Source organism: Melioribacteraceae bacterium 4301-Me (assembly GCA_041538185.1).
GTDB lineage: Bacteria > Bacteroidota > Ignavibacteria > Ignavibacteriales > Melioribacteraceae > Pyranulibacter > Pyranulibacter aquaticus.
On sequence record JBGORM010000005.1, the window covers coordinates 131,507 to 149,822 of the forward strand.

Sequence of the window (18,316 nt, forward strand, 5' to 3'; positions counted from 1 at the left end):
CCATATTTCTTAGATAAAATTTGTCTATAAGCTCTATTTGTGCACTTTTACGCAATTTGCTGTTCCATTCAAAGATGTTTGACAAACAAATATTCGTATTCACTTTATTTAAATAAAAAAATTATATTTAAATACTAACCATTATGCACATATTCAGCTTTGCAGCAAGAAATTACGTCTGCAAGCAAACTTTAAAAGAAATGATAATTCAATATGTAAGTAAAAGCAGTTTTTTATTAACTTTATAATTGAAACTCAATTATAGTTTAAGTTTGGTATGGAAGACATCCTAAAAGTAATTTATAATTTTAGCAGTCCTGTTGTTTATTCTTTCCTTATTATTGCTACTATATTCTTATTGATATACTACTTCTATAAGTACTTATTAATACCTACCGTTATAAAAGTAAATAAGGAAAAGGAAACACTTGAACTTCAGCATGCCCGCATGATGGCATTATTTGCTGAATTAGATCCCGACCCCTTAATTAGAATAGACAGTAATGGAAAGATTATCCAAACAAATGAAGCTGCAAAAAAAGTATTTGGGGATCTACTCCTTAATGAAAAAAATATTGCTGAGGTTTTACCAATTAATGAAAATCAAATAAAAGAAAGCATAACAAAAAACACCTCAATTATATTAACAGAAAAAATAGCAAATAAACATTACACGGTTTTACTACGTGGTGAACCCAACTTTAACATTGCACAGGTATATTTTAGAGATATTACTGACAGAAAAAAATATGAAGAAATGTTAATTAAAAGTGAAAAAAGATTACGCCAGCTTTCCGAGCGTACAAGTGAACTGATTGAAGAAGAACGGCAAAGAATTGCAAGAGAATTACACGATGGAATTGGGCAAAATTTATCTTTTCTTAGACTAAAAATGCTCAGTCTTGTAGAATCGAAAAATAATCTCAACAATGTAAAATATGTAAATCAACTGATAGAATTACTTGAAAACTCAATCGCAGAACTAAAAGAAATCTCATACAAATTAAAACCAAGAATTATTGAAGAAATGGGCTTAAATCTCGCTATCGAGCACTTGGTAGAAAAAATTACTCGTGAAAGCAATATTAAAGGAAGTTTCAACGTTAGCGGTCTAACTAAAAGACTAGACTATAACTTAGAAATATACATATACAGAATAATTCAAGAAGCGCTGAATAACATAATTAAACATTCTCAGGCAACTGAATTTAACATACAAATTACATTTGAAAAAGGTTTAATAAGAATAATGACCTCAGACAATGGAAAAGGTTTTGACGTTGATAAGGCATTAAACAACAACGGTAAATTAAATGGAATGGGTTTAATTAACATTCAAGAACGAATAAAAAACTACGGTGGTAAATTTAAAATAGATTCCCAATTAGAAAAAGGTACCGTGTTAATAATTGAAATACCATTTAAACAAACTAAAAGATGGAAAACAAAAGTAAAATAGAAATATTAATAGCTGATGATCATAGTTTGTTTAGAAGTGGAATAATTTCTTTGTTAAATGAAGTGAAAGATATACAAGTAATAGGAGAAGCATCTAACGGTAAAGAATTAATTCAAAAATATTTTCTTTTAAGGCCCGACGTAATACTTATTGACATCTCAATGCCAGAAATTTCTGGAATTGACGCTTTTAAACAAATTAAAAAAAGAGATAAGAACGTTAAAGCGTTATTTCTAACCATGTACGACGGAGAAGAGTATATATATTACACAATGAAAATTGGTGCAATGGGACTTTTAAACAAAAACATAGTGAAGGAAGAACTCTGCGATTCAATTAGAATGGTTGCGAACAAAATAAAATACTTTGGCAGAAAGTATACAAACGAAATGCTTGAAGAAATGGAGGCTAAATTTAAATCAAAAAAACAAAAGGAGCGTGTAGATATTTTAAGATTATCACCCAAAGAAAAACAAATACTTTATTATGTTAGTCAAGGTCTTACAAGCTTAGAAATATCCGATAAATTAAAAATTGGAAAAAGAACTATAGACACACACCGAGCAAGAATAATGCATAAAATGAAAATTAAAAGTTTACCCGAGTTTATCTCTTTTGCAATAAAAGTTTCCAACTTACAGCAAATTGAAAAAAAACAATGATATGTTATGCCGCCTGTATACTTCACATTGTACTATAATATAATTGTTGTTTCTGTTATTTTATGGCTTTTACCGCCAATAAGGAACTATAAGACTAACTTCTTTATTTACTTTTTGGTATATGCAATTTCTGATCCAATTGCAATAATTCTATCAAAGTTTCACTTATGGGGCTCAATTACAACATTTAGTATTCTTTCTTACTTCATTTTATTGTCACTAAAAAAATTTACAAGCAATTCCAAACTATATGATGTAATACTGGTTTTTACATTCTGTCTTACACTGTTTATTGTCTTTTTTGAAAAGGGATACAGTTATGCTGTCTTTATATTAATGCACTTCTTTATTTTTTTTACTATTCTAAGAAAAACTATTCTAAACATAGCACAAACATTTACTATAAACATATTTTACTTTGTAATACTTTTTTATGAAGCAACAACAATTATAAAATTCCTTATATCATTACTTGACACCCAGCATGGTAAAATTCAATTGTTAGTTGTGGGTACATTTCAAATTTTGTTTGCTGTTTTTTTTACAATATTTAACGAAAACAGCCGTAAGATGAAAGTTAAGTTAAAAGTAGAAGCCAAATCCTAAAAGTTATTCTTTCCAAATAAAATCAAACAAAAGATAAGAAGCTGTTAGCATAATTACATCGTAACAAATTAAAACTGCAATTTCAACAAGGGATGAAGGGATAGAATTGCCATCCATAGAAAATTTAGTTAATTCCAATAAAGTAAGTATCAGAGGAAGTAATATGGGGAAGGAAAGAACCGGATAAAGTGTTCCTTTAGAACTTGCTTTTGATATTATTGCTGCAATAATTGTCGATGAAACAGCAATGCCTATATTACCCAAAAAAAATGCAATCAAAAAAAGAAGAAAGTTCTTTATTGCAAATGAAGGAAAAAATAAAAAAAACAAAATTGTTATAACAACATTCATAAGAAAGACAAGTATTAAATTAAATATTAACTTGCCCGAGAAGATGGTTGATGGAGCTGCTATTAATTGCAATGTCATTGTTGTACCGCGTTCTTCTTCGGAAACAAATGCTCTTGCCAAGCCAGACATAGCAGAGAAAAAAATTACCACCCATAATAATCCTCCAGTAAGGTATTCAGAAATTTTTTCACTTCCAATTGAAAACAAAATTACACTTATCGTCACAAGTATAAACATAGCAAGTGCATTAATTGCATATCTTGTTCTCAGTTCCGACTGCCAATCTTTTTTAAAGATTGAATAAGCTTTCATAAATCTTTTCTATATTTTCTTAAATCAATTATTTCGCTGCAAAGCGCAAGGTCATTGTCATCGTTGCTTGCAATAATTATAAGCTTTTCGTTAGCCTGTTCGTTTAACAATTCGTATACTTTTTCTTTACCCTCATTATCTAAATTAGAAGTAGGCTCGTCTAACAAAATAAGTTCGGGCGAGTGAATGATTGCAAAAATAAATTTCAGCCTTTGTTTCATCCCTGAAGAATAGCTTTTTACAAAATCATCTTTGCGGTCGTACAAACCAAGTTTATTAAACAAATAATTTTTCTTTTCGTTGTCATATCTTACGCCGCGAATGCGGGAAAAGAAATTGAGATTTTCTTCTGCAGTAAATTCATCATAAAGAAAAAGGTATGGTGCTGTAAAACCTATATGGTTATGAAGTTTTTCCGGCTCTATGGTATGAGAGTTGAAATAATGAAAAACTTTACCTTTAGTGGGTGATAATAATCCCAAAATAATTTTTGATAAAGTAGACTTTCCCGCGCCATTAGGACCAGCTATTCCATATATTTTAGCCGGATAAAATTTGTAATCAAGTTCATCAAAAATTAATCTTCTTCCGTAAATCTTTGTTACTTTCTGTAATTCTAAGTTGTACTCAATCATTATAAATTACAAATTTTCCTTTTTTTGTATTCTCGCCAGACTTTGTTACATAAAAATAAACACCTGTCGGAAGCCTGTTACCATTATTATCCAGCCCATTCCAGCTTACAACAAATTTGTCAAAAGCTTGTATTTTCTTTTGCGATGAATATACTAACTTCATACTTATCGAATAAATATACAGGTCAGCATAACCATTGTTATCCTTGCTAACAGGAATATAAAGACTGCTGTTAGCGGAATATTTAAACGGCTGCGGGTAGCAGAAATCAATTTCACTTCTTTTTATAATTCCATCATTAACAGGCACATAGTTAAAAATATTTGACTCTGATAGATAGTCGGGCTTGCTTGTTTCTAAAAGTGAATAAAAACCATCGATAACTGTTTTACTTCCAGAAAAAGGAACAGAAGAATAATAGTAAGTGAGACTTAGCAAATTTGAGTTAGAATTAATGCCGCTGTAGACATCAGAATTGGATATCACTGCAACCATTGTATCGTTGAAGTTATTGAAATAAACAAAGTTAAGAGAGACAGGCGAAGTATTAAGCATTAATGAGTTTTTGTTTTTATCATACGCTAAGTTCATAATTGGCTTTACAAGAGGGTAATTAGCAGCTTCTTTAAAATATTTCCCTGGTACACTCCTAAAATTTGTGAAATAAATCCACTGTCCAAATAAATTAAATTCAATTTTAAAGTTAGAATTGTTCTCTTGAATTGCTGCGCTAATTGAGATTAAAGCGCGGTTGTGAGCTTTCATTAATTCCCAAGTTCTTTTTATAATATTCACACCAAAACGGTCAGCTAAAAAGATATTCCAAATAGCTAAATTATATCCGCTGTTAGCTGAAAAACTTCTTCCTGGATTTGAAAAATATGAAGACATATAAAAATAATAGTCGTTAACATCGTTGAACACAAACTCTTCCATTGATGAAGATGTAATTTCATAATAATACTGGTCAGAAGAACGGTAGATGTAATTGCCCATTTGAATTGCATGATGCATTTCATGGGCAACTGTTACGCGTGCAGCATTGATTCTTTTTGTATTATAGTTAGAATAATCATTATCAATTACAATAAAACTTGTATAAGTGCTGTCGCCTATAAGCTGGTCGATTTCTGTATAACCATAAAATCCGTTTGAAAGATTTTGAATATAAATATCGTAAAGATTGTCACCTCCTGCACCATTATCAGGGGGTGGCGCTGGATAGCCTAGTATATTTACTTCGTAATTATATGCTGAGTCTACAGCTATAGCCAAAGAATCCAAGTAAATTTTCTTATAAAAAATTATTTGCTCTGGTGTTATGTTCTTGCGTACCTCATCAGGTATATAATCAGGGTAATCAGATTTATTAAAATGAATTCTAAACTTTCCATTTGGAGTAACAAAGCTTGTATCTGTTGCCGGTCTTTGTAAAAGTGAGGTTATTTCTTTTCGTCTTTTTAAATCATAGTTCTGTAAATTTTGTATAACTTGGTTTATTATTCCCGTTGCACATTTCTCTGTATCTAACGTAATATTTGTTTGTGACTGTATTGAAAAAACGTGAACACCTTTAACAGACAATAATCTTAGATAAAGGCTATCTAAATTTTGCGAGTAAAGATGTGCTAAAGGGAAAAAGATTATTATAAGTTTTAGTAGTGATTTCATTATTCAAGATTCTTAAATTCAACAGCATTTGATTTAGTAGTAGAAATAATTAAATAACTATCTCTTTTTATTGAGGTAGCAAAATAATTACTTATATCTTGCAATTCAATTAATTTGCCTCGTTTAGCTGTTTTATCTCCTTTTGCAAATTCGTACTTAATTAGCTTTGATTCATCTTTATCGTAATAAAACAAAGTGTAAGTTTTACTTCGTGCATCATAAAGAACATTAAAAAAGTTTTTGGGGCAGGCAATTTTAGAGTTGTCAATTTTAACGGGCTGAGTTTTAATTTGATAAAAGGCAAATAATTTTTCGTTTAACCAATAGAGTAATATAGGTATGGAATTCTTTACCCTATTTTCTAAGGTAATTAGAATTGTATGCGTTACATCCTTATAAGGCACATGGTAAAGTTCTTCTTCCTTATAATTCTTCAATTGATTTGTAGTTCGGTAAAAATGAATTTCATTATTAATTTTTGCTATCCAATAAATTTCCACAGAACTGTTAATATCAATAAGAGCATCTTCTGAATAACTGCCAATAGTTATAATTCCTTCGCTTACGAAACGAAAGTCCTTGTAAACAAACTTTTGTAAAAGCAATTTAGAACCACTATTAAGCAGCGCATAAATCGTTTGATTTTCGTATTCATTGCTCGTATGAAATTTAGCATCGTAAATGGGATAAGGTGTATAAAAGACTTTCCTAGAAAACTTATGGTCTTCAGAGTCAATAGAGAGCAGTTCAATTTTTCTTTCTCCTGTTTTAAAAAGGAGCAAATCTTTTTTACCGCCTTCAAGATAACTTACATCAATGTTAGTGTAATCGTCAGAAATAGGATATTCATTGTAAGTAGCTACAATTCCATTTTTTTGCACCGAAAGTACAATCATCTTAAGTCTTACAGTATCAACAATAAAGTAATTTCTTTCATTTTGCTTATTGTTAGTGGTAATACGCAGTAATCTTGGATAAGGTGTAAAAGACAAGCTAAAGCTATCTTTAACAAATCTTAAACTTGTTATCTCAAAAATATTGCCGGTTGAACTAAGCGCTATGAGATGCTTTCCTCTTCTATCAACGAAAGATATTATAGTACTTAAGCCAACTCGCTGGAAGTAATTTATTGGCTGGTAAAATTTATTATTATCCTTGTTAAATAACACAAATAAATTACCCGTATCTAAAGAAATAAAAGAAACATCATCTAAACCGTCGTCGTTATAGTCTAACACATTAAACTCGGTAGGCTTATCTTCAGTGTTTATAATTATAGTATTTTGAAAAGAAGAAACAGAATCCCCAATTACATATTCAAAACCATTATCATTTGCAGCTAATATATCACTAAAGCTATCTGAGTTAACATCACAAATTTGAAATTTGTTAGCAACGTACATTAGCTTTATTGAGCGGTATTCTTTAAAGCTGCCCGACTGGTCGTTATAATAAAAATGTATAGTATTATTTATAGCATCTAATGCTGCTATATCAGGATAACCATCATAATCAAGATCGATGAACTTAGCCTCTTTAAACTTTTCTTTCGTTATAATCTTTTGTTCTATTAGTCTGCCATTTTTTTCTTTTAAAATAGACAAACCCACAAAATTAGAGCCGCAGACTAAAATTTCGTTACTACCGGTATGATTTATATCGGCAACATCAAAGGAAGAAGGATATGAATCGAAATGTAATTTTGCTTTTATTAAAGGTAATCCACTGGTAAGAAAAGTTAATATACCAACTGTTCTACTTGCTTTAGAAACAAATACATATTCCTTGTTTTGTTGATTTAGCTTACTTAATAAGCCAATCTTATATATTGGGTAAGGGAAAAATATTACTCTACCTTTTAAATAAAACGATTTAGGGTCAGCTTTATGAATGACTAATTTCCTTTCGACATTAGAGAACAAAATTAAGTCTCGGTAACCGTCGTTATTAAAATCTATTGCTAATAGTCCATTAAAATTTGGGTAAGTAGTTGTTTCGTTCCACTTACAAAATCCGTTTATATTGATTTGGGCGTATAGTTCAATCTCAAAAAGAAAGTAAATCAAGAAAATTTTTTTACAATTTGTGTACAACTCCGACTTAAAAGAGGAACTACTTGCAGTTTTCTTTTTAATTTTTTTAACAGGTTTTAAATGCCTGTTCAATAGCTTTTTAATTGATTTATAAACACGAAACATTTTCAAGAGTTATAGACAGTTTTTGATGAAAAGTAATAAGTCGGTTTAACAGCAAAGAGTTTCTAAGGACTTCTATAAATCAATCTGTTTTTTCTTCGCAGCAATGCTTCCTCGTATCTTCTTTTTTCATCATCAGTCTCAGGTTCTATTTCAAATGTTTCAACAGGTTTGCCATTTTCATCTACACTAACAAAGGTCAAATATGCGGTATTGGTATGCACCACTTTACCATCTTTAAGGGATTCAGCAGTAACTTTTACGCCAACCTCCATAGAAGTTTTAAATGCTCTGTTAACAGATGCTGTTAACGTTACAACGTCGCCTAATTTTATTGGGTGGTGAAAGTCAATTCTATCTACAGAGGCTGTAACACAAACTCGTTGAGAGTGTTTAGAAGATGATAAAGCAGCACAAATATCAATCCAATGCATTAATTGACCGCCAAGCAAATTACCAAGTTGATTAGTGTGGTGGGGCAAAACAAGTTCGGTCATTGTTACTATTGATTCAGAGACTTTTTTTGCTTTTGCCATAAGTAACTTTCTTTACAAAATTGTTATTTACTGCTTATTTGATTTAAAGATGTCTCAAGTTCTTTTAGCTCTTCTACTCTTTCATTATTTGGGTAACGAATTAAAAAAGTGTTAATATCTGCCAACGCTTTGTCTTTCATTTTTCTTTTTACTTCCAGCTGTATTTTACGGTAAAGAGCAAGAGGTCCATACTTTGTATCGTGATAAGTATCGGCTACATTACCATAATAATCCATCGCAGCAATTTGGTATTCCATCTTTTCATAAATTAAAGCACTATTATATTCTTTTTCTGCAAGCTTGTTCGTCAGCTCCTTAATTTTATTTTCAGCTTCTTCCACTTTTGGATTAGTTGGGAAAAAATCGATAAAAGCCTGATACTCATCAATTGCCTTTTTTGTGTAGGTTTGGTCTAACGGAAATGGTGGCGATAATTGATAATAACATTCGGCAAGCATAAATTGAGCTTGTGGAACAAATGGGCTTGCCGGCATATTTCGGACAAGCTTGCTAAACTCATATGCACCAAGTAAATATTGCTTCTTCTTGAAATATGTCATTCCTATATAAAACTGCGCATCATCACTTACCGCGCTGCCCGGAAATTGTAACAGCACAGTCTGAAACTCCTGTAAAGCTAATTCATAATCACCATCATTATACAGCTTCATTGCATATTCAAAGTATTGTTCAGAATTAAATTTGGTTGTATCAACCGAGCTTGAGCAACTTAGAATTACAACTAATAGCAACGCATGTAAGACTGCAAATTTTAATTTCTGCACTTTTCTCTCTTCCAATTAAAAAATTAATACAAAAATAAGTAAAAAGGATAATGCCAAGAAATACAAATTTTAATTTACCTGCTTCTTACTGTAAAGAATAAAATAATAGTTACAATAAGCGCACCTAAAGCAATAGCTGGTTCTACAAGGTTAGAAAAGAGAGGTTCTCCGGGAACTTCCCCTCTTGTAAAAGGAAGTTCAGTATTTTCTATTCGTTGAATCATATCATAATTAACAGTGTCTTTATATGTATTAGTAAATCGATTTGAAACAATAACTTTTCCATTCTCTGTTATAAAATATTCACCTTCTAATTTTACAATCCTATTTACAAAAACATTTCCAAACAATCCTTCTTTTTCTACATTATTATACAATACGGAAATATTTTCAATAGTGTAATTTAAAACATCACTCTCATCTCCAGTAGTTTTTATCTCGAAATCACGTTTAATAAGGCTGTTGATTAAATCACCTTTTAAAATTTGCATTGAAGGAACAGAAAAAAACACAAGCGATATTTTCTTTTCTTTTCCTAAAAAAGAAGAGTCTATCTTTGCCGTTGAGTTCTCAATTAGTTTACTGATAACTGACAAGTTTGTTAAAGGCTGAGCCGGTAATGACAAAGCAAAGAAAAATAACATCAGGGAAAATGTGAGTACTTTTTTCAATATTATAATCTGTATTAATAAAATAACCACAATAAAATTAGGAATTGAATCAGCAAAGTGCAAAAAGACAATACGTGCATTCTAAGAATATTCAGTTAACCCATATTAAACTAATAGTAACTTCTGAAAAAACCCTTTTACCTTTCGTTTGTGAAAAAGAAATTCACTTCCAAATTAGAGAATTCCAACTTACACTCGTTAGATTGATATTTACGAGAATGACATGAAATTTCAAATATTGCCTTTGAGTTTTCTTTGGTTTACAAAAAATAGCTAACCAGCAGATTTATTTATCTGCAAACTTTTTATTTTAGTAATCATGTAAAAAGTTTCTATAGAAATTGGTATTTAATTAATTAAGCGTTGCTCTTTTTACTATTGCAATCATTTTTAACTTAAAACATATATGAGAAAAATTATGCACAACAAAAATAATATTGGCGATGCGTCAATTGAAGAATTTCAAAAATATGGCCACGAATTAATTGATTGGGTTGCCGGCTATTTAAAAAATATTGAGAATTATCCAGTACTTCCTAACATTAAACCTGGTGATATAAAAAAGAGACTGCCAGAAAATCCACCGGAAAAAGGTGAACCCCTTAGTGAAATCTTAGCCGACATTGATAAAATTGTAATGCCGGGAATGACCCATTGGCAACATCCAAGTTTTATGGCGTATTTTAATTCAACTGCAAGCGGAGCAGGAATATTAGGTGAAATTTTGAGTGCAGCTTTTAACACTAATGGAATGCTATGGAAATCAGCCCCTGCTTCAAATGAAATTGAAGAAGTAACAATTAATTGGTTTCGTCAACTTATTGGATTACCAAATTACTTTTGGGGAATAATTTATGATACTGCTTCAGTGAGCTCTATGCATGCTATTGCTGCAGCCAGAGAGTACAACCAAAATTTGCAGATACGTCAAAAAGGAATGATTAACAAAGAACTCCCAAAACTAAGATTATATGCTTCTGAACAGGCTCATTCATCAATTGATAAAGCAGCATTAACACTTGGGATTGGTTTAGAGGGAATAAGAAAAATACCTGTAGATAATGAATTTAAAATGATTCCTGAAGAACTAGAGAAAGCAATTAGAGAAGATAAACAAAATGGATGGCTACCTTTTTGTGTGACAGCTACAATTGGAACAACTTCTACCACTAGTATTGACCCAGTCGAACTGATAGCTCCAATCTGCAGAAAAGAAAATATTTGGCTTCATGTGGATGCTGCTCATGCTGGTGTGATAGCAATGGTGCCTGAAATGAAATTCATCTTAAAAGGTGTTGAACAAGCTGATTCGTTTGTCGTTAACCCCCATAAATGGATGTTCGTACCAATAGATTTAAGTCTGCTCTACACTAAACATCCTAAAATCTTAAAATCAGCTTTTAGTTTAGTACCTGAATACTTAAAAACAGCAGAAGACGATTTAGTCAATAACTATATGGATTATGGTATACAGCTCGGCAGGAGATTTCGTTCACTTAAATTTTGGTTTGTTATGCGTTACTTTGGTAAAGAAGGTCTAATTGCTGTTTACCGTGAGCATTTAAGATTAGGCAAATTATTTGCTTCTTGGATTGATAATGATCCTAACTTTGAAAGATTAGCTCCTGTCCCATTCAGCACGGTATGTTTTAGGGCAGTCCCAACAAAATTAAAAACGGAAGAAGAACTGAACAAATTTAATGAAAGGTTAATAAACGAAATTAATTCAACAGGTAAATTGTTTTTAAGTCACACTAAGTTAAATGGCGTATTCACAATTAGACTTGTAGTTTCCGGTTTGCGCACTACTGAAAAACATGTTTATGCAGCTTGGGATGTTATAAGAAAAACTTTTGATTCTTTGTTGAAGAGTTATAGGAATTAATTACTTTGAAAATCACTATTCTCAATGGCTTTTTTTATGCTTTGAATTGCATGCTGAATTAACTTTTTCGTCCGTTTGTGAGAATACAAGTTCAGTTCTTCTCTGCCAAGTATCTTAGAAAGTGCGTGAATTGTTTTAGTAATTATAGTTTCCAGATTTGTATCTGTTAATAAAAGTTCTACTGGCAGCAAAATTATCGTATCAAAAACTGCTGCCTCTATAACAGCAATAAGTTCTTGATAAGTTAATTGTTCTAAGCGGACACCTTTTAAAATTATGCCCGCCTTTTGCCTGTTAGCCAATTCTAAGCTCATTCTTTCAAGAAGAAGCTTAACAGCATCATCAATTGTTATTTTAATTTCAATCATAGCTAAAAAATAATTATTAAGACTGCACTAATGAATCAGCAGAAAGCACAGAAGTAACTTTTTCTGCGGCTTCTTTTAGACTAAGTGCAACCTCAAAGTTAAGGCCTGAATTTTCAAGCAATTCTTTAGCCTCGGCAGCATTAGTTCCCTCTAGTCTAATAACAACAGGCACATTTACACCAATTTCGTTAACTGCGTCAATCACACCGTTTGCTACGCGGTCACACCTTACAATGCCGCCAAAAATATTAATTAAAATTGCTTTCACGTTAGGATCAGATAAAATTATTTTGAATCCATTTGCAACGGTTTCTTTATTTGCTGACCCGCCTACATCGAGAAAATTAGCTGGTTGCCCGCCTGCAAGTTTAATAATATCCATTGTAGCCATTGCAAGTCCTGCACCATTAACCATACAGCCGACATTTCCATCAAGCTTTATGTAATTTAAGTTATACTTAGATGCTTCAATTTCAAGCGGGTCCTCTTCATCAAAATCTCTGTATGCAACTATATCGGGGTGGCGGTAAAGGGCATTATCATCGAAATTCATTTTGGCATCAAGAGCAATAATTTGATCATCATTTGTAATTACTAATGGATTTATTTCAAGCAGAGAGGCATCTGTTTCTTCATATGCTTTGTACAGCTTGGGCACAAATGAAACGAAATTCTTAAATGCAGTACCGTTCAGGCCCAAGCCAAATGCTAAGCTGCGAGCTTGATAAGGCTGAAGTCCAACAGCAGGGTCTACCCACTCCTTTAATATTTTTTCGGGCGTTTCTTCAGCTACTTTTTCAATTTCAACACCGCCTTCTGTTGAAACCATAATCACATTTTTTGATACTGCTCTGTCTAAAAGAATTCCCAAATAAAGTTCCTTTTTATAATCCAGCCCTTCAGCTAAAAAAATTGTTTTTACTATTTTCCCTTCTTTCCCAGTTTGATGGGTAACTAATAAATTTCCAAGTATTTTTTGAGCATATTCTTTTGCTTTTTCAACTGAAGTTGTAAACTTAACTCCGCCTTCAAGTATTAGTTCATCTTTATTATTAGCGTTGTAAATTTTTCCTTTTCCCCTGCCGCCAGCATGAATTTGCGATTTTACTACAAATTGATTTATACCCCGTGATTGTAACTGTGATATGGCACCATCAAATTCTGCCATGCTTTTTATAGCAATACCATCTTGTACAGGCACACTAAACTTTTTTAATATTTCTTTTGCCTGATATTCATGTACTTTCATTAATTGTTCCTTTTGTTTATCAAGATTCTTTGTGAATTATCTTATTAAAATTTACCCGACACAAATTAATATCATTTTGTTAAAAGAATCAATTCAAACTTTCTTACTTAATTTTAACATTGTGTCCTATTTTTCCTATAATTAAGTTTCAAGTAAAATAAGTAACTCTTAAGAGGACATAATGAACAAAAAACAAAAAATAATTGTCTATATTGCAATAATTATTATTATCGCCTCATTAGCAATTTGGCTTGCAAGCGGAGGCGAGGTTTTTACGAAAAATCAAGTCCTTGTAGAGAAAAAAGATGAGCTTTTCGGCACCACCTATAAAGTGTGGGAAAATAAATTCATTTGGGGACTGGACTTAAGTCTTTTAATAAGCGGGGTTACAGTAATTACTGCAGCAATTTTATATTTCGTTCTAAGAAATAAATCAAAAGAATAAACAAAAAAATCGAGGTATTAATGAATAAATTAATGAACTCATTTATCGCTTTAATAGTTTTAACATCTTTTACCTTTTCACAAAATTTTAAGGTGAATGTTAAAGGCATTCAAACTTTCAACTTTGCAGATGATAAAGGAAGAAATCAAACAACATTTTACAGTGCAACTCCTCTCGAAGATATAAATGGAACAGCAAACGGAATTTCCGGCACTGTTTCTTTTGATCCTTCTAATTTTGCTCAGACAATAAAAGGAAAAATTGTTGTTGCCGTTAATTCATTGAATACAGGCATTAATTTAAGAAACCATCATTTGATGACACCTAATTGGCTTGATGAAAAAAAATATCCTCTAATTACTTTTGAAATAAAAAGTGTCTCTGATATAAAACAACTTGCAGATAACAAATTAGAGTTCAAGGTTACCGGTGCTTTTACACTTCATGGCGTAACGAAAGAAATAACAGCAGATGCTGAGGCAACTTACTTAAACGAAAATGAACAAACTAGAAAAAGAGCACCAGGCGATTTATTAGGAGTAAGAGCCAAGTTTACTATTAAGCTTTCAGATTACGGGGTTAGTAATGAATTAATTGGCAGTAAAGTTGCAGAAAATATTGAAATAGGTGTTAACATTGTTGGTTCTAATAAAATTTAACCCAACTTAGATTTTTCGTTAGAAAGAATTTACTCTTCTGTGTAATCCGTAAGCCCAAAATAAAACACGGGTTATCACAGACAAAAATTATTTGATTTTTTGACTGACGGGAAATGTTGATTAGCACTTAACGCAAACTAATTTTTAATGAATTGAGTCTATTTGTTCTTTTCTATAAAGAAACTGTCTGATAGCCCCTGGTTAATTTTGTAGTTTGAATAATTAATTGTTATATGTCCGCTTAATTTAGGTAAACTACGAATTTGTGGAGAGTTATTTTGTCTTTTCTCAGTTAATGAATCTGAACCGGAATCTTGAAATGCAAATTTTACAGTCGATGGCAAAATCAAATTGTTATCGTAATTTAAATCAATAAAAATCGGTCCTGTTCTTTTTCCAATAGATTCAACCCTTCTTATTATGTGTTTTGTTTTATCAACCCACAATGTTGTAACAACAATATCACTAGAATCATTATTTGGGATTACTTTTATAACATCAACGTTGTAATTGTTTAGCTTTTCCTTCCTTAAATATATCGGTGTAAAGTCACCAGTTAGTAAGTCTAAAGGTGAAAAAATTAAGCTTTGTTTTGGAAGTATTGTAAAACCTTTAGACTCGAATTTAACTTTATTTGGCTGTTTAAAATATATTTTAGCTTTTGTGGTTGGCATTTTAATAAACTCCATATCGACAATAATTTCCATATCGGCTTGGTAGTCTTGAATCTTGTTAAATGTTTTTATTACTTGCTGCAGAACTTTTTTTGCGTAGTTAACTTGAGCTGCTGTAAATCCTGCACATAAAAAAAAGATTAAAAATTTTTTTAGCACTTTTTTCATTTATCTTACTCACGATAAAATATCTTTTTTAAGAAAAATATAAACTGTAAATAAAAATAAAACAATTATGTGGATGATAAGTATAAGTGATGAATTAAAGATACTCTGCCAATCAACAGTATCATTAAAGAAATTCTCCCATACTGTCATATGCGTTGTGAATAAAAATGGTTTTAATGTTTGAAAAAATTCTATTGGAATAGCTGATATAATTAAAAAGATGATAATCACCGCCATAGTAGAAATTATGGGGCCAATTGCATTTTCAACCATTGAAGAAAAGAAAAATGAAAGAGTTAATACAGTAGACATGCTTAAAGCGGCAAACCCATAGGCACAAACAAACCGCCATATCACATCATTTTGTGAAAAGATTATTAGCTTGTTTTTAAAAGTAATTAATTCTCCGCTGCCAAATAAAAATAAGCTTAAAATAAAACTTAAAAGCACCAGCCACAGAATTAAAATAAACGTGTAAATAATCCCAGCAAAAAATTTAGCAACTATAATTTGTAACCTTGATACCGGTCGAATCAACAAAATCCTGTAAGTACCAGCAGTAGCTTCTCCAGCAAGTAAATCACCACCAACCAAAACGATGAGAAAAGGTATGTGTATAACTAAGGAGTGTAAAATTAAATATGCAACAAGATAGCCATTGAACAAATTACCATAAAAAACAAATGCATCTTGCAAACCTCTTAACAAATGGTTAACGTAACGTTGCCCCGTGAAATATAACGCTAATTGAACAGTTGGAGTTAAAATGCCAATTGCAATAAAACCAATGTATGTACGCCACTTCTTAAATATTTTAATAAGTTCTATCGATATTAGAGTTAAGGTCATGAATTACCCGTAGTAATTTTTAAAAAGTAATCTTCTAAGGATCTTATCGGTATTACTGCACTAACATTTATGCCGTTTTCAATAAAGTATTTGTTCAATAAAGCTATGTCATTGCGGTGCATTTCAAATGTCAATTCATTTCTTTCTTTTGATATAAAATTTTGTTTCCACAGTGTGTTGCTTATAAGATTTATTGCTTTCATAAGGTCGTCAACTTCAAAAGTAACTTTAAGAATATCAGAATTAAGCAAGTCTTTAACATTTCCCTCTACTTGAGCTTTTCCTTTGTTGATGATAATCATTCTTGAAGCAATTAGCTCAATTTCTCTAAGAATATGTGAAGAAATAAAGACAGTCTTATTTTTTTCATGACTGAGATAAGTAATTATATCTCGTACTTCTTTCATTCCTTGAGGGTCTAAACCTATTGTGGGTTCATCAAGAATAATTAGTTCGGGGTCGTGTAAAAGTGCTTGGGCAATTCCTAACCTCTGCTTCATCCCATGTGAAAAAGTTTTTACTTTGCTGTTAGACCGTTTAGATAAACCAACAATATCTAATATCTCCATGATTTTTTGGCGGGATATTTTAACGCCTGAAATTTTGCTTAATATCTCTAAATTTCTGTAAGCTGATAAATACAAGTAGAAATCCGGCTTTTCTACAATAGCACCAATTCGTCTAAAAATATTTTTTCTGTTTTGCTTTATTGATTGTCCAAAAATTTTAATTTCACCAGAAGTTGGTTTAATTAACGACAACATCATTCTAATTGTGGTGCTTTTACCTGCACCATTAGGACCAAGGAAACCAAGTACATCGCCTTTATATACACTAAAGTTAAGATTGTCTACAGCAATGACCTTACCAAATTTTTTTGTAAGTCCTGCTACTTCAATTACTTTTTCACTTTCCATAAGTTCATCAAAAGGGATATTTGTCAGTTACAGTTGGAATGTTCATAATAACTCAAAATAAAAAATTTTGCTTTAGAATTTCATAGATTACCTGTGCATTATTAATTGAATCAATTATCATACAGTAATTACTTATTCTAAAGTAGGGAAAATTTTCAATAAAAATTTAGTTTACGATTAACCAAAAACCTTCAGCAAAAAATTCTTTTGAATTATCATGAATTCTTTGGGTTAATATTAAAAAAATTATCAGCAATTCTAATATTTATTAAAAAGTTATAATTGACTTATTAAACTTTCGTTCATAGATTTATATTAGATTTTATAACATCCCTATTATTAAAAATGTCAACTCTAGGAAGAAACAGCATTTCCATTTTATCCCGTATACGTTCAGCTGACAAGCAGGCTATTAAATAGATGTATTATTAAAAAACAAGGAGGTAATATGCCTTCGCAAAAAGTAAAAGAGTTTCTTGACCAGCATAAGATCAAATATGTTACCATTAAACATTCGCTGGCGTTTACAGCACAGGAAATTGCTGCATCAGCGCATATTAAAGGGAAAGAATTAGCAAAGACTGTATTAGTTAAAGTGGATGGTAAAATGATAATGACGGTTTTACCAGCATCTTACAAAATTGATTTTGATCTTCTTAAAAAATACTTGGGATGCAATAATTGCAGATTAGCAAATGAAACAGAGTTTAAAGACAAATTCCCAGATTGCGAAGTTGGGGCAATGCCCCCTTTTGGAAATTTGTTCAACATGGAAGTTGTTGTAGCAGACAGCATAGCCAAAAACGAGTTCATCGCATTCAATGCTTGTTCGCATACTGAATTGATCCAAATGGAATATAAAGATTTTGAAAAATTAGTTAAACCAAGGGTCCTAAGTTTTTCTTATCAATCAAAGTTATAGAGCTAATTTGCATATTAAAATTTTGTGCGGTTAACTCCTATTATATTGCTAAGAATAAAATATTATGTGCCGACTTGGTTAATTGATTACTTCCTCTATGCATTTTTTATGAAAAATCAATTGTTGACTTTCTAAAAATAATCTTATACTTGGTACATATTTTTATTTATTAAGAGTAAGTAAGCTCTTAATGAATATTAATACACATAGATTGAATAATCTATTCAAATATTAATTCTTTATTGCATATTCTTTCAGAAAAATTATAATAGCACTTGAAAGTCGAAAATATTGGA

19 protein-coding genes are annotated in these 18,316 nt (G+C 31.1%); 7 read left to right on the top strand and 12 right to left on the bottom strand.

The annotated features are described in order from the left end of the window. Nucleotides 1–277: 277 nt before the first annotated feature. The 3 genes from ABRY23_09795 to ABRY23_09805 are packed head-to-tail and all read left to right on the top strand — an operon-like array spanning nucleotide 278 to nucleotide 2,727. The gene (locus tag ABRY23_09795) at nucleotides 278–1,459 is read left to right on the top strand and encodes an ATP-binding protein (protein MFA3783342.1); all 1,182 of its coding nucleotides are present in this window, start codon (nucleotides 278–280) and stop codon (nucleotides 1,457–1,459) included. Further along, complete coding sequence (locus ABRY23_09800) at nucleotides 1,438–2,121, top strand: response regulator (GenBank protein MFA3783343.1); 684 nt, start codon at nucleotides 1,438–1,440, stop codon at nucleotides 2,119–2,121. Before ABRY23_09795 ends, ABRY23_09800 begins: the two co-directional genes overlap by 22 nt. 6 nt (nucleotides 2,122–2,127) lie before the next feature. Then, complete coding sequence (locus ABRY23_09805; protein ID MFA3783344.1) at nucleotides 2,128–2,727, top strand: hypothetical protein; 600 nt, start codon at nucleotides 2,128–2,130, stop codon at nucleotides 2,725–2,727. A 3-nt stretch (nucleotides 2,728–2,730) separates the two neighbouring features. Here the strand turns inward: ABRY23_09805 and ABRY23_09810 are convergent, their stop codons facing one another. From ABRY23_09810 to ABRY23_09840, 7 genes are all read right to left on the bottom strand, one after another. Beyond that, a complete protein-coding gene (locus ABRY23_09810; protein ID MFA3783345.1) occupies nucleotides 2,731–3,390 on the bottom strand; it encodes a heme exporter protein CcmB in 660 nt (219 codons plus the stop codon). After that, complete coding sequence (locus ABRY23_09815) at nucleotides 3,387–4,025, bottom strand: ATP-binding cassette domain-containing protein (protein ID MFA3783346.1); 639 nt, start codon at nucleotides 4,023–4,025, stop codon at nucleotides 3,387–3,389. Before ABRY23_09815 ends, ABRY23_09810 begins: the two co-directional genes overlap by 4 nt. Continuing rightward, on the bottom strand, nucleotides 4,018–5,697 hold the full coding sequence (locus ABRY23_09820; protein MFA3783347.1) for an MXAN_6640 family putative metalloprotease: 1,680 nt from the start codon (nucleotides 5,695–5,697) through the stop codon (nucleotides 4,018–4,020). The genes ABRY23_09815 and ABRY23_09820 overlap by 8 nt, the downstream gene beginning before the upstream one ends. Further along, entirely contained in the window at nucleotides 5,697–7,862 is a 2,166-nt protein-coding gene (locus ABRY23_09825; GenBank protein ID MFA3783348.1) for an FG-GAP repeat domain-containing protein, read from the bottom strand. Before ABRY23_09825 ends, ABRY23_09820 begins: the two co-directional genes overlap by 1 nt. A gap of 95 nt (nucleotides 7,863–7,957) precedes the next feature. Beyond that, the gene (locus ABRY23_09830) at nucleotides 7,958–8,428 is read right to left on the bottom strand and encodes an acyl-CoA thioesterase (GenBank protein ID MFA3783349.1); all 471 of its coding nucleotides are present in this window, start codon (nucleotides 8,426–8,428) and stop codon (nucleotides 7,958–7,960) included. A gap of 23 nt (nucleotides 8,429–8,451) precedes the next feature. Further along, the gene (locus ABRY23_09835) at nucleotides 8,452–9,213 is read right to left on the bottom strand and encodes an outer membrane protein assembly factor BamD (GenBank protein MFA3783350.1); all 762 of its coding nucleotides are present in this window, start codon (nucleotides 9,211–9,213) and stop codon (nucleotides 8,452–8,454) included. Between the two features lie 74 nt (nucleotides 9,214–9,287). Beyond that, nucleotides 9,288–9,857 carry a hypothetical protein gene (locus ABRY23_09840; GenBank protein ID MFA3783351.1) on the bottom strand — a complete coding sequence of 190 codons (570 nt, stop codon included), beginning with the start codon at nucleotides 9,855–9,857 and terminating at the stop codon, nucleotides 9,288–9,290. A 445-nt stretch (nucleotides 9,858–10,302) separates the two neighbouring features. Here ABRY23_09840 and ABRY23_09845 point away from each other — a divergent pair, with 445 nt between their 5' ends. Continuing rightward, nucleotides 10,303–11,769: an aspartate aminotransferase family protein gene (locus tag ABRY23_09845; GenBank protein ID MFA3783352.1), complete on the top strand. Its 1,467-nt coding sequence runs from the start codon at nucleotides 10,303–10,305 to the stop codon at nucleotides 11,767–11,769. Here the strand turns inward: ABRY23_09845 and ABRY23_09850 are convergent. Continuing rightward, nucleotides 11,766–12,137: a hypothetical protein gene (locus tag ABRY23_09850; GenBank protein MFA3783353.1), complete on the bottom strand. Its 372-nt coding sequence runs from the start codon at nucleotides 12,135–12,137 to the stop codon at nucleotides 11,766–11,768. The two genes, ABRY23_09845 and ABRY23_09850, sit on opposite strands and share 4 nt — an antisense overlap. 16 nt (nucleotides 12,138–12,153) lie before the next feature. Then, nucleotides 12,154–13,386 carry an ADP-forming succinate--CoA ligase subunit beta gene (gene sucC, locus ABRY23_09855; GenBank protein ID MFA3783354.1) on the bottom strand — a complete coding sequence of 411 codons (1,233 nt, stop codon included), beginning with the start codon at nucleotides 13,384–13,386 and terminating at the stop codon, nucleotides 12,154–12,156. 181 nt (nucleotides 13,387–13,567) lie between these two features. Between sucC and ABRY23_09860 the strand changes: the two genes are divergently transcribed. Next, nucleotides 13,568–13,831 carry a hypothetical protein gene (locus ABRY23_09860; GenBank protein ID MFA3783355.1) on the top strand — a complete coding sequence of 88 codons (264 nt, stop codon included), beginning with the start codon at nucleotides 13,568–13,570 and terminating at the stop codon, nucleotides 13,829–13,831. Nucleotides 13,832–13,851: 20 nt separating this feature from the next. Then, nucleotides 13,852–14,490, top strand: coding sequence for a YceI family protein (locus tag ABRY23_09865; protein ID MFA3783356.1), 639 nt, complete (start codon nucleotides 13,852–13,854; stop codon nucleotides 14,488–14,490). Between the two features lie 158 nt (nucleotides 14,491–14,648). On the opposite strand, the gene ABRY23_09870 is transcribed toward ABRY23_09865, so the two are convergent. The 3 genes from ABRY23_09870 to ABRY23_09880 are packed head-to-tail and all read right to left on the bottom strand — an operon-like array spanning nucleotide 14,649 to nucleotide 17,098. Beyond that, complete coding sequence (locus ABRY23_09870; protein ID MFA3783357.1) at nucleotides 14,649–15,332, bottom strand: hypothetical protein; 684 nt, start codon at nucleotides 15,330–15,332, stop codon at nucleotides 14,649–14,651. Between the two features lie 9 nt (nucleotides 15,333–15,341). Then, nucleotides 15,342–16,181, bottom strand: coding sequence for an ABC transporter permease (locus tag ABRY23_09875; GenBank protein MFA3783358.1), 840 nt, complete (start codon nucleotides 16,179–16,181; stop codon nucleotides 15,342–15,344). Beyond that, entirely contained in the window at nucleotides 16,178–17,098 is a 921-nt protein-coding gene (locus ABRY23_09880; GenBank protein MFA3783359.1) for an ABC transporter ATP-binding protein, read from the bottom strand. The genes ABRY23_09875 and ABRY23_09880 overlap by 4 nt, the downstream gene beginning before the upstream one ends. A 448-nt stretch (nucleotides 17,099–17,546) precedes the next feature. Between ABRY23_09880 and ABRY23_09885 the strand changes: the two genes are divergently transcribed. Next, nucleotides 17,547–18,020 carry an aminoacyl-tRNA deacylase gene (locus ABRY23_09885; GenBank protein MFA3783360.1) on the top strand — a complete coding sequence of 158 codons (474 nt, stop codon included), beginning with the start codon at nucleotides 17,547–17,549 and terminating at the stop codon, nucleotides 18,018–18,020. Nucleotides 18,021–18,316: the final 296 nt, after the last annotated feature.

What these genes read in the sequence shown, in the direction of transcription:
- ABRY23_09800 (MFA3783343.1), top strand. Translation starts at nt 1,438, where the DNA reads ATGGAAAACAAAAGTAAAATAGAAATATTAATAGCTGATGATCATAGT.
- ABRY23_09815 (MFA3783346.1), bottom strand. Translation starts at nt 4,025, where the DNA reads ATGATTGAGTACAACTTAGAATTACAGAAAGTAACAAAGATTTACGGA.
- ABRY23_09870 (MFA3783357.1), bottom strand. Translation starts at nt 15,332, where the DNA reads ATGAAAAAAGTGCTAAAAAAATTTTTAATCTTTTTTTTATGTGCAGGA.
- ABRY23_09810 (MFA3783345.1), bottom strand. Translation starts at nt 3,390, where the DNA reads ATGAAAGCTTATTCAATCTTTAAAAAAGATTGGCAGTCGGAACTGAGA.
- ABRY23_09860 (MFA3783355.1), top strand. Translation starts at nt 13,568, where the DNA reads ATGAACAAAAAACAAAAAATAATTGTCTATATTGCAATAATTATTATT.
- ABRY23_09865 (MFA3783356.1), top strand. Translation starts at nt 13,852, where the DNA reads ATGAATAAATTAATGAACTCATTTATCGCTTTAATAGTTTTAACATCT.
- ABRY23_09805 (MFA3783344.1), top strand. Translation starts at nt 2,128, where the DNA reads ATGCCGCCTGTATACTTCACATTGTACTATAATATAATTGTTGTTTCT.
- ABRY23_09875 (MFA3783358.1), bottom strand. Translation starts at nt 16,181, where the DNA reads ATGACCTTAACTCTAATATCGATAGAACTTATTAAAATATTTAAGAAG.
- ABRY23_09795 (MFA3783342.1), top strand. Translation starts at nt 278, where the DNA reads ATGGAAGACATCCTAAAAGTAATTTATAATTTTAGCAGTCCTGTTGTT.
- ABRY23_09885 (MFA3783360.1), top strand. Translation starts at nt 17,547, where the DNA reads ATGCCTTCGCAAAAAGTAAAAGAGTTTCTTGACCAGCATAAGATCAAA.
- ABRY23_09880 (MFA3783359.1), bottom strand. Translation starts at nt 17,098, where the DNA reads ATGGAAAGTGAAAAAGTAATTGAAGTAGCAGGACTTACAAAAAAATTT.
- sucC (MFA3783354.1), bottom strand. Translation starts at nt 13,386, where the DNA reads ATGAAAGTACATGAATATCAGGCAAAAGAAATATTAAAAAAGTTTAGT.
- ABRY23_09850 (MFA3783353.1), bottom strand. Translation starts at nt 12,137, where the DNA reads ATGATTGAAATTAAAATAACAATTGATGATGCTGTTAAGCTTCTTCTT.
- ABRY23_09830 (MFA3783349.1), bottom strand. Translation starts at nt 8,428, where the DNA reads ATGGCAAAAGCAAAAAAAGTCTCTGAATCAATAGTAACAATGACCGAA.
- ABRY23_09840 (MFA3783351.1), bottom strand. Translation starts at nt 9,857, where the DNA reads ATGTTATTTTTCTTTGCTTTGTCATTACCGGCTCAGCCTTTAACAAAC.
- ABRY23_09820 (MFA3783347.1), bottom strand. Translation starts at nt 5,697, where the DNA reads ATGAAATCACTACTAAAACTTATAATAATCTTTTTCCCTTTAGCACAT.
- ABRY23_09845 (MFA3783352.1), top strand. Translation starts at nt 10,303, where the DNA reads ATGCACAACAAAAATAATATTGGCGATGCGTCAATTGAAGAATTTCAA.